The sequence below is a fragment of the Rickettsia endosymbiont of Ceutorhynchus obstrictus genome (genome assembly GCF_964026565.1).
Classification (GTDB): domain Bacteria; phylum Pseudomonadota; class Alphaproteobacteria; order Rickettsiales; family Rickettsiaceae; genus Rickettsia.
Genome location: NZ_OZ032162.1, coordinates 67,379 through 82,667 on the forward strand (window position 1 = coordinate 67,379; position 15,289 = coordinate 82,667).

The following is a 15,289-nucleotide window of genomic DNA, read 5'->3' on the forward strand; positions in this document are numbered from 1 at the left end:
CTACAAATATTACTTTAGCAAGGTCTCTTGCCGATAAAGCTAATAATATAGCAGAATTGAAAGAATCTCTACTAAATTTCAATGGCTGTGAGTTAAAGAAACTGGCTAATAATACGGTATTCGGTGACGGCAATCCTAAAGCTGCTATTATGCTGATAGGTGAGGCACCCGGTAGTAATGAAGATTTGAAAGCTATACCTTTCTGCGGTGAAAGTGGGAATTTGCTTGATAATATGTTGCTGGCTATAGGGGTTTCAAGAAAAGATAACGCTTATATTACTAATACGGTATTTTGGCGTCCTCCGGCTAATAGACAGCCAACACTCGAAGAAGTCGATATTTGCAGACCTTTCGTCGAAAAACATATTGCGCTGATTAATCCCAAATTAATTATTTTAGTCGGTAGTACTGCCGCAACTAGTTTACTCGGTAAAAATGCCGGTATTACTAAGATTAGGCAAGAATATTATTTGTACACTAACAAATATTTAACTGCTCCTATCCAAACTACGGCTATGTTTCACCCTGCTTATTTACTACGGCAACCTATGCAAAAACGCACCTCATGGTATGATTTACTTAAGATTAAGGAATACCTTGCAAATAAGAACTTAGCATAAAGTATAAAATTTGGGGATTGCCTAATAACTATAGATAACTTGAAAATCCTACGTCATTGCGAGGAAATTACATAGTAATTGACGAAGCAATCCAGTTAAAAATGTTAAGATTAGCATTTTTAATTATTTTTCTGGATTGCCGCACTCCTTTCAGTCGTTCGCAATGACGATATCTATAGTTATTAAGCAACCCCAAAATTTGTAACTAATTTTAGTTACTTGTATTAATAAATATATTATTTTGAAATATTGAACGCTTAAGGTCATACCGTGGCTTGACCCACTGCTGTACGAACGTTGTCAAAACGTCATTGCGAGCAGCCTATAGGCTGCGTGGCAATCTAGAAAAAGTAATAAAAAATGCTAAAGATTAACATTTTTAACTAGATGCCGTGATCAAGTCACGGCATGACAACAAAAAAAGAGAAATTAATATGATAAAAAATGATTTTATAAGTTATAAAGGCTATCTAGGATCAGTACATTTTGATTCTTCAGAAGAGTTATTTTTTGGTAAAATAGAATTTATAAGAGATTTGATAAGCTATGAGGCTTCTGACGCCAAATCTTTAATATTATCGTTTCATGAAGCGGTAGATAGTTATTTAGAAGATTGTAATACACTTGGTAAAACATCTGATAAGCCATTTAAAGGTAGTTTTAATGTTAGAATTGAACCTGAGTTACATAAAGAAGCAAGCTTATATGCTTTACAACATGGGGATACTTTAAATGGAATAGTTAAAAAAGCTTTAAATGAATTTATAAAATATAAATTACAGTACTGATTAGATTCTGTGAATAAAATTACAAATTTTGAAAAAAAATTTTATAAAAAATAGAATTTATTTCTACTTTTCTTAAAGTAGAGTTATACTTTTGGTATAGCAAAAGTATAAAGTGTGGATATGAGTAACAAAAATAGTAATGATTCAGAATTTGTTGAATTAAAAATTAAAGATAAAATATTTAAATTACCCGTAAAAAAGGCTAGTATCGGGGAAGACGTCATTGACGTTAGTAAGATTTATGCCGAAACCGGTTATTTTACTTACGATCCCGGATTTATGTCAACGGCTTCTTGTCAGTCTACTATAACTTACATAGACGGCGACCTTGGCGTACTCCGGCATCGTGGTTATGATATCAAAACTTTAGCCGAACAGAGTGAGTTTTTAGAAGTAGCTTATTTATTAATTAACGGTGAATTGCCGAATAAGGAACAATATGACGATTTTAATAAACAAGTTACTCACCATTCGTTGCTTAATGAGCGGTTAAGGAATTTATTTCCGACATTTTGCAATTCCGCTCATCCGATGGCTATTATGCTTGCGGCAGTCGGTTCGCTTTCGGCTTTTTATCCCGATTTATTAAATGTTAAAAATGCCGATTATGAACTAACCGCTATTAGGATGATTGCGAAAATACCGACAATTGCCGCAATGTCTTATAAATATTCAATTGGGCAACCGTTTATTTATCCTAACGATAATTTAGATTTTACCGAAAATTTTTTATATATGATGTTTGCTACTCCTTGTGAAAAATATCAGGTAAATCCGATAATAAAAAACGCTCTTAATAAAATATTCATTCTGCATGCCGACCATGAGCAAAATGCTTCCACTTCAACAGTGCGGCTAGCCGGCTCGTCGGGCGCTAACCCTTTTGCTTGCATCAGCACGGGTATTGCCTCTTTATGGGGTCCTGCTCACGGCGGCGCTAATGAGGCGGTTATAAATATGCTGAAAGAGATCGCTACGCCCGAAAATATTCCGAAATTTATTGCTAAAGCTAAAGATAAGAACGATCCGTTTAGGCTAATGGGTTTCGGTCACCGAGTATATAAAAATTACGATCCACGTGCGGCGGTTCTTAAAAAAACTTGTAAAGAGGTATTAAATGAACTAGGGCAGTTGAAAAATAATCCGTTATTACAAATTGCCATAGAACTTGAAAGCATCGCTCTTAAAGATCAATATTTTATTGAACATAAATTATATCCGAATGTTGATTTTTATTCAGGTATTATTTATCAGGCTATGGGTATACCGTCGCAAATGTTCACGGTACTTTTTGCAATAGCAAGAACCGTCGGCTGGATGGCTCAATGGAAAGAAATGCATGAAGACCCTGAGCAGAAAATCAGCAGACCCCGTCAGCTTTATACCGGCCATGTTTTGCGGGAATATAAGGGCATTAAGGATAGGTGAATTTAAGCTATTTTTTGATATTCAAAATATATTTTCCTTACCGCATAAATCCATGCTAAACAAACAAAGGTAAATATTACCATTAAGATCGGTGAGATTGAGCTAAAAGTTGCTGTCGGTATTATAGTAAAGATAATCGACTGTACCAGCCCGCTTGAAGATTTTCCGACCTTAGAACTTATTACGTCGACGGCAGCCTTTCCTTTTGTTTTTAACTCTTTATCAAGCGGTATATACAACATCTCTCTTGACGTATCCCAAATTGAGTATTTAGTGCCTTTGGCTAAAATATTTTGTATTGCGCCGATGGATACGGCAAGAGCAAGGGGAGTCATTAAAATCGCTCCTTCAAAAAGCGATAATATTTGCCGATCAAATACTATCAACATAAAAAATAATATGCCGGTAATCATTATTATAACCGGCGAAATTACTGCTGCGACAAACCAGTTATAGGTACGCATGACATTATTACCGATAATTGTCATTACCATAATAGCGACGCCGGTCCAAAGGATGTATAAGCTGTTAAATTCAGCAAAAGTATTTACCGTTGGGTATAATTCTTTAATTTTTGCTTTCCAGACTGCTTCTACTAAGTTCATCGATAACCCGAAGGCTGCCGAACATATTAGTAGTAACCACAAATATCTGGACTTTGCAATATATTGAAAACTTTTTATCAATCCCATTCTGTCTTTTGTTGACCTACCGCTTTTTGCTTTGGCGTAAAATGTCGGGTTAGTAAATATGTTTTTAGTAATAAATTTTACCAGTAAACAAGAAGCAATAGCCGCAACGGTTACAAGAGCAGTGGAGGTTTGCACAAGAATGATTTTATTGTCGGAAACATCAATAAAATATTTAATAATAGTTTGCTCGGATGCTAAATTCATCATCAGAAAGCCGACCAATATCAATGAAGAATTTCCGAATAAAGAAAAAAGCGTATAAAATCTTTTTGCTTCTTCGGTAGTAGTCAATTCATTAGCAAATTGCCAAAATAATAATACGTAAAAAATATTCGGCCAAAGTTCGGCAAGACTATAATATACTATGTAAGCCCAATTGCCTATCAAGGCTATATACCATTTAAAATGAGGATATGCCTCCATCATTTGTGCTAAATTATCGGGATTTGCGTGAAACAGGTGAATATTCGGATAAACGATAAAAGCAAAAAAAACAAAAAAACCGACAAAGAATAAACTTAAATAGTAAAAAATTTTTTCAAAGGTAAAATGATTAACCATTTTAGCATAAGCAATAACGAATATAGCGGCAGCCGGAGTAACACAGTAAACTTTGGCAAAACTTGCCACTTCTGCGCTAATTTCAGAAATTAATATACTATCTTTAAGAATTCGGAGGATATTTTGATTGAACAAAATGCAAAACATCAAAGCGCTCATAGGAATAAATTTCCCAAGCTCATGACCATGCACGGGCCAAAACATAGCCCTAAATTTACTTTTAAAGGAGTTATTTCTAAATGAAGACGAGGTACTTAGCATTATAAAGCCCTAGGGACAAAAAAAAAACTTAAGCACTTCAAAGGGAAGTGGTGTCACCCCGTGGCTTGTCCACGGGGTCCAGTCTTTATTATTAAGATTTTCTGGATACCGTGGTCAAGCCCACTACTGTACGAACGTTGAAAAAAGGCTGTGTCATGCCGTGACTTGATCACGGCATCCAGGAAAATAAAGCCATATTAGACTTATTTTAGAATCTTTTTATGATATTATAAGCTGGATTCCGTGGTCGTAGCCACGGAATGACAGAATTTTTACCTCTTTATTTAAACGTTCGTACACTAGTGGGTCAAGCCACGGTATGACATCGGATCGCTTTGCAAAAATGGTCGAAACACTGTTTTTCCGATCCGCACAACAAGCCTGCACTAGGTGACAATCCCCTTATACTTCTAAATAAACTTGCATATTAGTTTTAAAATGCACTAATATTAAAAGTGCAAAACTTATATAACATATTAGGCTTTTTGTCAAGAATTACTAATTTAAATTAAGAACTTAAAATGCTAGATAGCAATAAATTTCAAGAATATTTTGATCAGTATAATAGTTATTCAAAAACTTACAATTTAGGTAGCAGATATTTAGAGCTTGGCAAAAAAGTAATGCAAACTAGATATTATAGATTGCTGTATTATCCCGCAATGTCATTCCCGCGAAGGCGGGAATCCAGGAAAAATAATAATCCCCATGAATTTGCTTCAGAATATAATAATGAGAAACGAGTTCAGCCTGACAAATTAAGTCCGGATTCCCGCCTTCGCGGGAATGACATAAAGGGGCGCGGAAATGACATCGAGGATATTTCTAAAGTAAAGAAGCCTAACAAAACATTCCTTATTGTCCCGTCTATTTTCAATTCGCCGGAAATTCTTTTTTTAAGTCGTGATAAAAATTTTATCGATAATTTAAGAGAGTGTGGGGAAGTTTTTTTAATTGATTGGTCGGAAGTTAAAAATCCCGAATATTTACTAGATGATTATGTACGGCAAGTAATTGAGATTATAGATAAGTTAAAAAAACGCGGTATCACTTCGATTAATTTAATAGGTCACTGTCTCGGCGGTAACCTGGCAATAGCTGCAAACGTGATAGCTCCGGGGAGTATACAAACTTTAACTTTACTTACCACACCGTGGGATTTTTCGCATTTTTTTTATATACGGCAATTCCACCGGTATTTCGACTTAGATTATTATGTAGATAATTTACCGGTAATACCTAAAATACACCTCCAAATTTTATTTTTTCTTTTATTCCCTAACTATTTTAATGTTAAGTTAGATAAGTTTTTTTCTTTAACTTCTTTGAAGGAGCAAGATTTAGCGTTTAGAATAGAAAACTGGTTAATGTCGGGTAACAGTTTGCCAAAAGCTACTTATTACCAAATCATGCAAAATATATTAGACGATAATATGTTTGCAAATCTTAGGTGGAAAATTAACAATACGGTAATTGATCTGGGGCTAATCAATCAGCCCGTATATATTGTAACCGCAAATAACGATCAAATAGTACCGAAATCCTCTATTTTATCTTTGCATCGGTTGCTAAAAGATTCTACACTATTAGAAGTAGAAGGAGGGCATATTAGTTATTTAGTAAATAATAAATTAGTTAACTTGTTTAAGGAGTATAAAAAATGAATACACGAACAGTTTATATAACACATGCAAAAAGAACTGCCGTCGGCTCTTTTTTAGGTGGGCTTAGTACCATTGCAGCACCTCATTTGGGTGCGGCTATAATTAGCTCCATTTTAAAGGATAGTAAAGTTGATCCGGCTTTAATTAATGAGGTAATACTCGGTCAAGTTATAACCGGTGGCAGCGGGCAGAATCCGGCCAGACAATCTTTAATTCATGCGGGTATTCCGAAAGAAGTTACCGCTTTTACAGTAAATAAAGTATGTGGATCGGGTCTTAAAACTGTGGCTTTAGCGGCAGAATCGATCGCAGCTGGTAATAACGAAATAGTAATAGCGGGGGGGCAGGAAAATATGTCGCTTGGACTGCATGGCGCATATGTACGAGCCGGTCTTAAATTCGGTGACGGTAAAATGGTTGATTTAATGCAATATGACGGGCTTACCGATGTGTTTTCCGGTAGCTTCATGGGCATCACTGCTGAAAATGTTGCCAAGCAATTTAATATTACTCGTGAAATGCAAGATGAATTTTCCTTAAAGTCTCATCAAAAAGCAGCAACTGCGCAGCTAGAGGGGCATTTTAAAAACGAAATTTTACCGATAGAAGTTGTTGCTAAGAAAAATACGATTATTTTTGAGCATGACGAGACTGTTAGACCAAACACCACACTGGAAATTTTAAGTAAACTTCGTCCGGCTTTCGATAAAAACGGTACGGTAACCGCCGGTAATGCCTCTTCTATTAATGACGGTGCTGCTTGTTTAATGATAGTATCCGAAGAAGCACTTAAAAAACATAACTTAACTCCTTTAGTCCGAATCGTATCTTATGCCTCTGCCGGTGTCGATCCGAATATTATGGGTACTGCGCCCGTTCCCGCCTCAAGGAAAGCATTAGCAAGAGCAGGTTGGAGCGTAGAGGATTTAGATGTTATAGAAGCGAATGAAGCATTTGCCGCCCAAAGCGTTTACGTTAATCAAGAAATGAAATGGGATTTAAACAAAGTCAATATGAATGGCGGAGCTGTCGCAATAGGTCATCCGATAGGTGCAAGCGGCGCAAGGGTGTTAGTTACATTAATTCATCAAATGAAAAGGATTAACGCTAAAAAAGGACTCGCTACCCTTTGCATCGGCGGCGGTATGGGTATGGCTATGTGCGTTGAGGCGGTTTAACAAATACATCTTCATTGCGAGGAGGCGTTGTTGTGTGGCTCGGAAATTGCCTCAAAAAGGATGTCATTTCTAGCTCAAGGCGGCGTTGTTGCATGGCTCGAATTTTTGATGTCATTCCCGTGAAAACGGGAATCCAGAAAAATACTTTTTAAGTCATCCTGAATTTATTTCAGGATCTACTAAAAGATGCTGAAACAAGTTCAGCATGACATAAATACGGCTAGATTCCCGCCTACGCGGGAATGACATAGGGGGTGCGGGAATGACATCGGAGGTGCTTTGTACTATCCACGCAATAATGCTTTGCGAGCCGCTGCAAGCAGTGAGGTATTCAAGAAAAAAATACTTAATATCATAATTTTACTTAATATAAGTTTATGTACAATCAATCTCTTGAGCAAGTAAAATCCATTTTAGACGTATGGAAAATTATTGAAGTCATCAAGCCCACCAAAAATGAAAATTTAAATAATTATTTTGAACTAATAAAAAAGCATACGGAGCAAGAAGAAAAATTTTATTGCGAGTTAAAAAATCATGAAGCTCTTTTTTTATTAAAAGATGCACCTTTTGAAAGTTTTGATAAGCAAAAGCTTGGTATAGACCTTAATGAAAATGATGTAACTGTTCATTGGAATATTTATTTAGGTTATTTAAAATGGTCAGATGCTGAAATTGATATTTGGAAAAAAGTAAATAAATTACCTGAAATAAATAAAGAAATTCTAGCAGATCATATAAATCAAGATGCTGCAACTATTACGCCGATTGCAGCTTTAATTATTGATGAAAATATGCATTACGTAAAAGATTCAATGATTATTTCTACTGCCGCTTATGCGCTTGGAGAAATAACAAAAAGCAATTTTTGTGAAGAGGATTTTAAAAAATTGGTTAACTTTGATGATATAAATAATTCATTAATACATGAAGCATTAAAGTGTGCCGAAATTGACTCCGAAGAAAAGGTAATATTAAATGCAAAAAATATTAATCTTATAATTGATTTTTTAATTATGGAGTTATGTCTTGATCAGAAATATTTAATTAACCGCTCTGAAATATGCGTTAGAAGAGTTACGTCATCACAAAAAAAGAAAAAAGAGGAAGAAGAAAAGGAAAAAAGCTCTAATCTAGGATATACGCCGTCTTTAGAAATGTTTAATAGTTTTTTTCTAAAACCGCTAGATTTTGTTAGAAATAATATAGAAAATATTTCCTCCGGTTCTGCAATTGCTAAATATTTAGGACTAGAGGATAAACCAAATTCGCTAGATATTTTAGAGAATTTGGAGGCTTTTAAAAATTTACTTCAGCCAAGCAGAATGCAATTTACTCGCTGGCCCTCGTCACCCAAAAATTCTTTAGCTGCTTTGCAAGCCGCAGCAATTAATTCAATATTACCGGATTCCAAAGAAAAGCTTTTTGCCGTTAACGGTCCACCCGGAACCGGTAAAACAACCTTGATGTTTGATATAATTGCAAATCTCTATATTGAGCGGGCTTTAAAATTATCTCAGTTGCAGCACCCAAGCGAGGGATTTGAAAAACAAAAAAATCATGTATATTCATCCTCGCATAAATCTTTTACGCATAATATAAAGCCTTTAAAATCAGACTTACAAGATTACGGTATTGTTATAGCTTCTTCAAATAATAATGCTGTAGAAAATATCTCAAAAGAGTTACCGCTTTATGCCAAAATAGACCCAATTTATCGAGATAAATTAGATTTTTTTAGTAGGCTTTTAACTGACAAAGATAGTTGGGGTATATTTGCTGCAGTGCTGGGTAATTCAAGCAATAGGAAAGAATTTATTAGTAAATTTTGGTCAATTAGAAGTTATGAAGATAATCAAAAAGCCAAAACTTTTACAATGCGCCAATATTTAAATTTATTAAAGAATAGTAACCATAAAGATCATGCTCCTAAACACTATAAACCCGAATATTGTAATTCACCGACAGAGTTAGAAAATAAATGGAATATAGAGTGCCGAGAATTCAAGGAATTACATAAAAAAATTACCGATATTTATAATGCAATTGATACGGTAATTGTTCAAAATAAGAAAAAAAGGGATATCTTAAATAAATATGAGTATATGGTTAGTGAAGAAGAATATCCGGAGGAAATTACTAAGCTAAATCTTATCCTAAAAAATATTGAATCTGAAATAAATGAAATAGAAAAAAAATTCAAAGGCTTTAGTTTAAAGTTATCTGAAAAAATTCATAAATTTTTTAAAACAAAAAAATATCATCATTTTGAAGAAAGAAAGAATAAATTGGCTTTTTCAAAAGAAATAATTAAAAAGCTTGATTATATTAAAGAGCTAAAAAATATAAAAGAGTCTCTGATTAAACCTATAAAGCTTTTAAAGAATGAAGATTTTAATATTAAAGCCTTTGATGAGGATTCTTTTTGGCAAGCATGGGAGGCTAATCGTAAAGAACTCCATAAAACGACACCTTTTTTTAATGAAAAATTTGAACAGTTTAGATCAGAATTATTTATTAAAGCTACTAAAATACATGAAGTATTTATAAACGCTAACGCCGATAATTTTTGGTGTAGTTTAAATTTATTTATAGAAATTTTAAGTAGACCTTGCGCAGATATTGACCCTCAAATTTGGAACATAGCTTGGCAAAACTTTTTTATGGTTGTACCGGTAGTATCCACAACTTTCCATTCTTTTGATAATATGTTTAAACATTTTGCTCATAATGGTCTTCCATGGTTAATAATTGATGAAGCAGGGCAAACACCGCCGCAATATGCAGTTAGTGCTATTTATAAAGCAAAAAATGTTGTAATAGTCGGTGATCCGATGCAAACACAACCAATATCTATGCTTAAACAAGATTTAATTAAAACGTTATGTAATAAATTTAATATTTCGTTTCCTGATTGGTCACCCTCTAAAGTTTCAGCTCAACATTTAGCCGATCGTAATTCTTTATATCAAACTAAATATAATGATGTTACCGTCGGCTTTCCTTTATTAGTACATAGAAGATGTCAAAATCCAATGTTTGATATCTGTAATAAAATCGCTTATGACAATAAAATGATTTTTGCGGTAACCTTCGTTAAATCAGAACTTAAAGAAATTTTAGGAAATTCTAGATGGATAAATGTTGTAGATGATAGTATTGATCAAGCAAAGCATGAATCTGAAGCCGAATTTAAAAAATTATTTGAATTTTTAAAACTTATTTTTCAGCAAAAAAATCCTGACAGTTTATTAAAACAAATTTATATAATAACTATGTATAAAAATTAGTATTTATGTTAAAAAGAATATAAAAAAGAGAATTTTAGAGTTAACTACAAGTCAAGAGCTAATGAAGAAGTTACAAATTTTTTGCGATAAAAACATTGGTACTATACATGCATTTCAAGGTAAAGAAGCCGATACGGTTATTATGTTACTCGGCGCACAACGTTCTGAAGACAAAGGTACTAGAAGCATTATGACCGATAAGCCGAATGTCTTAAATGTCGGTATTAGCAGGGCTAAAAATAATTTATATATTATCGGTAATAAATCAGTGTGGTGCAAGCATACTCATATGCCGGAAATTTATGATATGATTGGCGAGCAAAAGTAAAGGCATTGCTAACTAAAGATAGATATTGTCATGGCTCACCGCTGCAAGCTTTGTTACAATCCAGAAAAATATACTAAAAAGTCATCCTGAAATAAATTCAGGAGGACTATTATTTTTCTGGATTCCCGCCTGCGCGGGAATAACATAAGGGGCAGCGGGAATGACATAAAGTAAAAATCATAGGGTATATACTGCGCAGCGTACTATGTACCTTCAAAACACAAAGTATAAATCAGTGCAAAAATTTTCGTTTAAATTAAATCATCAACATAACAACGCAAGATGCGGCGTTATTACTACTGCCCACGGGGAGATTCGTACCCCTACCTTTATGCCGGTAGGTACCAGAGGAACGGTTAAGGCCATGTTGCCGGAATCGGTAGCAGATACGGGCGCGGACGTGATACTCGGCAATACTTACCATTTAATGCTGCAACCGAGCGCGGAGCGTATAGCTCGCCTTGGGGGGCTTCATAAATTTATGAACTGGGATAAACCGATATTAACCGATTCCGGCGGCTTTCAAGTGATGTCGTTATCGAAATTGCGTAAAATATCCGAGGAAGGCGTGGCTTTTAACTCACATATTAACGGTGATAAATATATGCTAACTCCGGAGCATTCTACCGAAATACAGCATTTGCTCGGCAGCACTATTACAATGGCATTTGATGAATGTACCCCTTACCCCGCAACATTTGAGCAAGCCAAAACCTCTATGCAGCTAACGAGTAGATGGGCGCATAGATCGCGGGAAGCTTTTGTAAAGCGTGACGGTTACGGTCAATTCGGTATTATGCAAGGAGGGATTTATGAAGAACTGCGCGTACTTTCAGCAAAAGACTTAGTAGATTTGGATTTTGAAGGCTATGCTATCGGCGGCCTTGCCGTCGGTGAAGGGCAGGAATTAATGTTTAAAGTGCTAGACTATGCGCCTGACTTATTGCCCCAAAACAAACCGCGCTATTTAATGGGAGTGGGTAAGCCTCTTGATATTATCGGTGCGGTTGAAAGGGGGATAGATATGTTTGATTGCGTAATCCCGACAAGATCAGGGCGGAACGGTCAAGCCTTTACAAAATACGGCACTGTTAATATCCGTAATAGTAAATATGCCGACGATAACGAGCCTTTAGAATTTGATTGCTCTTGCCCTGCTTGCGCAAATTATACTAAAGCTTATCTACATCATTTAGTTAAAACCTCTGAAATACTCGGCTCTATGCTCATGACTTGGCATAATCTTACATATTTTCAGAATCTAATGAGCCGAATTAGGGAATATATAAAAGTAGGCAAGAATTTTGACTTTGTGGCTTAATGTCATTCCTGCGCAGGCAGGAATCCAGTCTTGTTTACTCTTGTCATGCTGAACAAGTTTTGCGCATCTCTTGTAGTAGATCCTGAAATAAATTCAGGATGACTATTATTTTTCTGGATTCCTGCCTTCGCAGGAATGACATAAAGGGCAGTAGGAATGACATAAGGGAAGTAAGGAAGGACTAGAAATAACATAAAACTGTATTTACAATAAATTATCAATGTTATTATATCAAAAATATTTTATAAGAAGTATCTTTCCGTTGCTTATCACGGTTACTTTTTCGGTAACTAGTTTGGTGTGGATTACTCAAATATTAAAGCTTTTATATCTCTTTGACAAAGGTATAAAAATTACGGATTTTTTTAATTTGATAATCCTAGTATTGCCTTCTTTATTATTTGTTTTATTGCCGATAATAACCGTTATTGCCGTTATTTATACGTATAACGATTTAAAAACAGCCAGGCAGTTAATCATATTGCAAGCCTCAGGCGTAAATAATCTGCAGTTAGCTAAACCTGCTTTATATATTGCACTTATAGTAACATTATTTGCTTACTATCTATCTTCTACTGCCATGCCCTTATCTTATATAAATTTAAAATCCCGTTTAAGTTTTATAAAAAATAACTATATTTCCAATATGATAGAGGAGAAAATTTTTAATAAAATATCAAAAGACATTACTATTTATATTGATAAAAAATTAGCCAATAACATTATGTCCGGCTTAATAGTTTTCGATAGCCGAAATCTTGAAAATCCTTCTATATTATTTGCCGAGTCAGGTACATTAAGTATATATGATAACGATCCGGTATTTGAATTAGATAAAGGAATAAGACAAATATACGATAATAACGGTAATTTAACTCAATTGTCATTTAATGCATTGATAGTAAGGCTAAGTAGCGATAACCCTCTAGCTCACGAAAGAAATAAACATAACCGAGATATTAACGAGTATTATATTAAAGAATTATTACAGCCGGATACTGAACTTTTGACGCAGAAAAAAATCAAATTAATTGCCGAAGGGCATCAAAGATTGCTGTGGCCGTTATATAATTTTGCCTTGACTTTTTTAGCACTCGCTGTTTTTTTTAAATATCCTTACAGTAGAAAATCCACATTAATACCGGTTTTACTCGCGGCTCTTTCGGTATTAGCCGTTACTTCTCTACATTTTACCCTTCAAAATTTTGCTTCTAAAGATTTAAGTTTTATCTTTCCTTGTTATCTTAATATATTTGTTGCTATAGTAATAGGGTTATATTTATTTTTATGCAAGAGTATTAGCTGAGTCGCTAATAAAAGCGTTAATATGTCATTTTCGTTTGATATTGTTGCGTGGATACCCTAAACGTCATTGCGAGTGACTGCAAGGAGCGCGGCAATCTAGAAAATAATAAATTTCATAGTATTTTTTGCTTAGATTGCCACGTCGGCACTTTGTGCCTCCTCGCAATGACGAATAAAATCGATCCACGCAACAATGCCTTGCAGGAAGGACATTAAATTTTGAGTATTTTATGAGTTTTCGGAATTTAACGCAATTTTTAGAATTTCTAGAAAAAAACGGTCAGCTAAAACGTATATCTATCGCAGTGCAAGCTGATTTAGAGATTACGGAAATTAGTAGAAGATCGCTTGCACAAGGCGGGCCGGCATTACTTTTTGAAAATGTCATAAAATGCGACGGCACAAAATCCTCTTTTCCTGTTTTAACCAATCTATATGCTAGTTTAGAACGTATTAGCATGGGGCTAAAATTAAACAGTCCTGCAGAACTTAGAGAATTCGGTAAGTTATTAGCATTCCTCAAACAACCCGAACCTCCTGTATCTCTTAAAGAAACCTTTTCGATGCTACCGCTGGCTAAGCGAATATTTGCTATGTCGCCGAAAATCGTTTCAAAAGCCGCCTGTCAAGAAATCGTTATTGATCAGCCGGATATTAATATATTACCGATTCAAAAATGTTGGCCTCTTGACGCTTCACCTTTAATTACTTGGCCGATAGTCGTAACTAAAGGACCTAGTAACGACAAAATAGATAATTACAATCTCGGCATATATAGAATGCAGGTAATAGCCGGTAATAAGTTGCTGATGCGGTGGCTAAAGCTTCGAGGCGGGGCGGAACATCATAAACGTTGGAAAGAGAGCAAAAAAGAACCTTTCCCTGCTGCTATTGTTATTGGCGCGAGTCCTGCCGTTACTATGGCGGCCGTTATGCCGTTACCTGAGAATATTTCCGAATATAATTTTGCCGGACTAATAGGGAATCAAAAAATAGAATTAGTAAATTGCAAAAATATTGCCTTAAAAGTACCTGCTCATAGTGAAATTGTCATTGAAGGTTATGTAAGCCTAGACGAGTATTTACCGGAAGGACCGTTTGGCGATCATACAGGCTATTATAACGATGTTGAAGATTTTCCGGTATTTACTATAAAAACTATTACTATGAAAAAGAACCCTATATATTTAAGCACTTATACCGGTAAGCCGCCTGATGAACCTTCAATACTCGGTGAGGCGTTAAATGAGATTTTTATTCCGCTAATTCAACAACAATTTCCTGAGATCATCGATTTTTGGCTACCCCCTGAAGGCTGTTCATATAGAGTAGCCGTTGTTTCAATACGTAAATCCTATCCTGGTCATGCTAAAAGAATAATGCTTGGTATTTGGTCATATTTACGGCAATTTATGTATAGTAAATTTATTATCGTGGTAGATGAGGATATAAATATTCGTAACTGGCAAGAAGTAATTTGGGCTATAGCAACCAGAAGCGATCCGTCTCGTGATACCACTTTTATAGATAATTCGCCGATAGATTATTTAGATTTTGCGTCGCCCGTGTCCGGTCTCGGTAGTAAGATGGGAATAGATGCAACTAATAAAATATACCCTGAAACTAATAGAAAATGGGGCGAAAAAATAGAGATGAGCCGGGAAGTTATCGACAAGGTTAATAATATGTGGGATAGTTTAAAGTTGTAGTGTCAATTGCCAAAACGTCATTGCAAGGGGCGTTATTGCATGGCTCGAGAAAAGTGCCGTATGTCATTCCTAGCTAAAGGCGGGAATCCAGAAAAAACACTTAAAATAAGCAAAATTATATAAAAATTCACTATATAATTCGCT

General features: G+C 35.0%; 15 protein-coding genes and 1 pseudogene. 12 read left to right on the top strand and 4 right to left on the bottom strand.

Going from position 1 to position 15,289, the window contains the following annotated elements; translation table 11 throughout:
• Positions 1-5: 5 nt before the first annotated feature.
• The 3 genes and pseudogenes from AAGD64_RS00415 to AAGD64_RS00425 form a co-directional block, all read left to right on the top strand.
• Positions 6-620: pseudogene (locus tag AAGD64_RS00415) on the top strand (uracil-DNA glycosylase family protein); the annotation flags it as partial.
• A gap of 392 nt (positions 621-1,012) precedes the next feature.
• The gene (locus AAGD64_RS00420) at positions 1,013-1,408 is read left to right on the top strand and encodes a type II toxin-antitoxin system HicB family antitoxin (RefSeq protein WP_341793454.1); all 396 of its coding nucleotides are present in this window, start codon (positions 1,013-1,015) and stop codon (positions 1,406-1,408) included.
• A 120-nt stretch (positions 1,409-1,528) separates the two neighbouring features.
• A complete protein-coding gene (locus tag AAGD64_RS00425) occupies positions 1,529-2,836 on the top strand; it encodes a citrate synthase (RefSeq protein WP_341793455.1) in 1,308 nt (435 codons plus the stop codon).
• Positions 2,837-2,838: 2 nt separating this feature from the next.
• Here the strand turns inward: AAGD64_RS00425 and tlc5 are convergent, their stop codons facing one another.
• Positions 2,839-4,350 carry a GTP/GDP exchange transporter Tlc5 gene (gene tlc5, locus AAGD64_RS00430; RefSeq protein ID WP_341793456.1) on the bottom strand — a complete coding sequence of 504 codons (1,512 nt, stop codon included), beginning with the start codon at positions 4,348-4,350 and terminating at the stop codon, positions 2,839-2,841.
• Positions 4,351-4,569: 219 nt separating this feature from the next.
• Positions 4,570-4,737, bottom strand: a complete 168-nt coding sequence (locus tag AAGD64_RS00435) for a hypothetical protein (RefSeq protein WP_341793457.1) — start codon at positions 4,735-4,737, stop codon at positions 4,570-4,572.
• Between the two features lie 134 nt (positions 4,738-4,871).
• Here AAGD64_RS00435 and AAGD64_RS00440 point away from each other — a divergent pair, with 134 nt between their 5' ends.
• Positions 4,872-6,014, top strand: a complete 1,143-nt coding sequence (locus tag AAGD64_RS00440) for an alpha/beta fold hydrolase (protein WP_341793458.1) — start codon at positions 4,872-4,874, stop codon at positions 6,012-6,014.
• Complete coding sequence (locus AAGD64_RS00445; RefSeq protein WP_341793459.1) at positions 6,011-7,192, top strand: acetyl-CoA C-acetyltransferase; 1,182 nt, start codon at positions 6,011-6,013, stop codon at positions 7,190-7,192. The genes AAGD64_RS00440 and AAGD64_RS00445 overlap by 4 nt, the downstream gene beginning before the upstream one ends.
• Here AAGD64_RS00445 and AAGD64_RS00450 read toward each other — a convergent pair.
• Positions 7,170-7,307, bottom strand: a complete 138-nt coding sequence (locus tag AAGD64_RS00450; RefSeq protein WP_341793460.1) for a hypothetical protein — start codon at positions 7,305-7,307, stop codon at positions 7,170-7,172. The two genes, AAGD64_RS00445 and AAGD64_RS00450, sit on opposite strands and share 23 nt — an antisense overlap.
• A 262-nt stretch (positions 7,308-7,569) precedes the next feature.
• Here AAGD64_RS00450 and AAGD64_RS00455 point away from each other — a divergent pair, with 262 nt between their 5' ends.
• From AAGD64_RS00455 to tgt, 4 genes are all read left to right on the top strand, one after another.
• The gene (locus tag AAGD64_RS00455; protein WP_341793461.1) at positions 7,570-10,482 is read left to right on the top strand and encodes an AAA domain-containing protein; all 2,913 of its coding nucleotides are present in this window, start codon (positions 7,570-7,572) and stop codon (positions 10,480-10,482) included.
• 61 nt (positions 10,483-10,543) lie between these two features.
• A complete protein-coding gene (locus AAGD64_RS00460) occupies positions 10,544-10,810 on the top strand; it encodes an AAA domain-containing protein (RefSeq protein WP_341793462.1) in 267 nt (88 codons plus the stop codon).
• Between the two features lie 25 nt (positions 10,811-10,835).
• A complete protein-coding gene (locus AAGD64_RS00465; protein WP_341793463.1) occupies positions 10,836-10,958 on the top strand; it encodes a hypothetical protein in 123 nt (40 codons plus the stop codon).
• Positions 10,959-11,045: 87 nt separating this feature from the next.
• The gene (gene tgt / locus AAGD64_RS00470) at positions 11,046-12,131 is read left to right on the top strand and encodes a tRNA guanosine(34) transglycosylase Tgt (RefSeq protein ID WP_341793464.1); all 1,086 of its coding nucleotides are present in this window, start codon (positions 11,046-11,048) and stop codon (positions 12,129-12,131) included.
• Between the two features lie 2 nt (positions 12,132-12,133).
• On the opposite strand, the gene AAGD64_RS00475 is transcribed toward tgt, so the two are convergent.
• Positions 12,134-12,325, bottom strand: coding sequence for a hypothetical protein (locus tag AAGD64_RS00475; RefSeq protein ID WP_341793465.1), 192 nt, complete (start codon positions 12,323-12,325; stop codon positions 12,134-12,136).
• A 26-nt stretch (positions 12,326-12,351) separates the two neighbouring features.
• On the opposite strand from AAGD64_RS00475, the gene AAGD64_RS00480 reads away from it, so the two are divergent.
• Genes AAGD64_RS00480 through AAGD64_RS00490 form a run of 3 tightly spaced genes read left to right on the top strand, consistent with a single transcriptional unit; the run spans position 12,352 to position 15,145 of the window.
• Positions 12,352-13,437 carry an LptF/LptG family permease gene (locus tag AAGD64_RS00480; protein ID WP_253308193.1) on the top strand — a complete coding sequence of 362 codons (1,086 nt, stop codon included), beginning with the start codon at positions 12,352-12,354 and terminating at the stop codon, positions 13,435-13,437.
• Between the two features lie 47 nt (positions 13,438-13,484).
• Positions 13,485-13,652, top strand: coding sequence for a hypothetical protein (locus AAGD64_RS00485; RefSeq protein WP_341793466.1), 168 nt, complete (start codon positions 13,485-13,487; stop codon positions 13,650-13,652).
• A gap of 14 nt (positions 13,653-13,666) precedes the next feature.
• Positions 13,667-15,145: a UbiD family decarboxylase gene (locus tag AAGD64_RS00490; protein WP_341793467.1), complete on the top strand. Its 1,479-nt coding sequence runs from the start codon at positions 13,667-13,669 to the stop codon at positions 15,143-15,145.
• Positions 15,146-15,289: the final 144 nt, after the last annotated feature.

Excerpts from the sequence above, each read along its gene's own strand:
- AAGD64_RS00490 (WP_341793467.1), top strand. The coding sequence starts at position 13,667 with ATGAGTTTTCGGAATTTAACGCAATTTTTAGAATTTCTAGAAAAAAAC.
- AAGD64_RS00440 (WP_341793458.1), top strand. The coding sequence starts at position 4,872 with ATGCTAGATAGCAATAAATTTCAAGAATATTTTGATCAGTATAATAGT.
- AAGD64_RS00480 (WP_253308193.1), top strand. The coding sequence starts at position 12,352 with ATGTTATTATATCAAAAATATTTTATAAGAAGTATCTTTCCGTTGCTT.
- AAGD64_RS00455 (WP_341793461.1), top strand. The coding sequence starts at position 7,570 with ATGTACAATCAATCTCTTGAGCAAGTAAAATCCATTTTAGACGTATGG.
- tlc5 (WP_341793456.1), bottom strand. The coding sequence starts at position 4,350 with ATGCTAAGTACCTCGTCTTCATTTAGAAATAACTCCTTTAAAAGTAAA.
- AAGD64_RS00475 (WP_341793465.1), bottom strand. The coding sequence starts at position 12,325 with ATGTTATTTCTAGTCCTTCCTTACTTCCCTTATGTCATTCCTACTGCC.
- AAGD64_RS00450 (WP_341793460.1), bottom strand. The coding sequence starts at position 7,307 with ATGACATCAAAAATTCGAGCCATGCAACAACGCCGCCTTGAGCTAGAA.
- AAGD64_RS00445 (WP_341793459.1), top strand. The coding sequence starts at position 6,011 with ATGAATACACGAACAGTTTATATAACACATGCAAAAAGAACTGCCGTC.
- AAGD64_RS00425 (WP_341793455.1), top strand. The coding sequence starts at position 1,529 with ATGAGTAACAAAAATAGTAATGATTCAGAATTTGTTGAATTAAAAATT.
- AAGD64_RS00460 (WP_341793462.1), top strand. The coding sequence starts at position 10,544 with ATGAAGAAGTTACAAATTTTTTGCGATAAAAACATTGGTACTATACAT.